The organism is Microbacterium umsixpiens, from assembly GCF_053543675.1.
Genome location: NZ_JBLVOH010000123.1, coordinates 5,171 through 6,315 on the forward strand (window position 1 = coordinate 5,171; position 1,145 = coordinate 6,315).

The following is a 1,145-nucleotide window of genomic DNA, read 5'->3' on the forward strand; positions in this document are numbered from 1 at the left end:
CCCCCCACGAGGCGCTGGCCCGCGGGCGTCGCCTCGACCGTCGGATCCCCGCGTTCCTGCTGCGTTCGCCGATCAGTCGCCTCGGCTATGCCTGGGGCACGGCTGTCGGGTGGCTCTGGGGTTCGCTGTGGAGCACCGGCCCCGTCGAGAGGCGGGCCGGGCTGTGGATCTTCCGGGGCATGCCGAGCTGGACCTTCAACCGTGGGGGCGTGTGCGTCGGCGGGTGCTTCCTCACCGGTGACGCCCGCCCGAGCGATGCCGTCCTGCGTCACGAGGCCGTGCACAAGGAGCAGTGGCTCCGCTACGGCTTCCTGATGCCGGTGCTGTATCTGTTCGCCGGCCGGGATCCTCTGCGCAACCGCTTCGAGATCGAGGCGGGGCTGGAAGACGGCAACTACGTGCGCCGGTCGCGCTGACGCCGCGCTCGCGTGGTCAGCGGTCGGCGGGCAGCAGGCCGAAGCGCTCGGGGGTGCGGATGAGTGCGGGCGAGACCTGCAGCGCGCTCGTCAGGTGTTCGACGATGTCGGCGGTGCCCAGGTAGCCACCGAGCAGCGTGACGCGCGTCTCGATCTCGTCGTCGCACATCATCTCGTCGGCCCACGCGCAGGTCGCACGTGCCAGGGCCTGACCGGGGGCGCAGGCGCGGCCACTGCCGGGAGCACCGGAACGCTGCTCGCGCGCGAGCCACGTGACGGTCATCCGTCCCGGAGCCTCGATCACGCCGATATCGGCGACCGTGGGCACCTCGATGAAGATGCGGCCGGAGGCGCACAGCGGCAGCGTCGTCAGGAATACCTCGAGCTCGGTGAGGGACTGTTCGTCCGCCGTCACCAGGTGGTGCGCGCGCTGACGTGCCGCGCGGCGTGCTGCGCGCGTGCTGCGAGTCTCGAGCGAGGTGTTCATGATGCTCTCATGGTACACCAAGTGAAGGCTTGCCTTACCTTGCTTCCTCGGGCCGGGCGCGGTCCCGATGCGCGCTACTCGGTCGGCTCGACGAGGGCGGCGGTCAGCGCGGCGAGCTCCGCCTCGGTCATCCCGTGGGCCCGCAGGTAACCCGCGGCGGAACCCCAGCGCTCATCGACCTGCTCCAGCAGGCTCCGCATCACCGAAGCGGGCGACTGCGTCGCGAGGGCCACCGCATGCAC

The 1,145-nt window shown here is 71.1% G+C and carries 3 protein-coding genes; 1 reads left to right on the forward strand and 2 read right to left on the reverse strand.

Annotated features, from left to right (window positions below):
• The first annotated feature begins 14 nt into the window (after positions 1 to 14).
• Entirely contained in the window at positions 15 to 416 is a 402-nt protein-coding gene (locus tag ACNPM4_RS12325) for a hypothetical protein (protein ID WP_051662616.1), read from the forward strand.
• 16 nt (positions 417 to 432) lie between these two features.
• Here the strand turns inward: ACNPM4_RS12325 and ACNPM4_RS12330 are convergent, their stop codons facing one another.
• Positions 433 to 903, reverse strand: coding sequence for an SIP domain-containing protein (locus ACNPM4_RS12330; protein ID WP_262000743.1), 471 nt, complete (start codon positions 901 to 903; stop codon positions 433 to 435).
• Positions 904 to 977: 74 nt separating this feature from the next.
• Positions 978 to 1,145, reverse strand: coding sequence for a tyrosine-protein phosphatase (locus ACNPM4_RS12335; protein WP_448985884.1), 168 nt, complete (start codon positions 1,143 to 1,145; stop codon positions 978 to 980).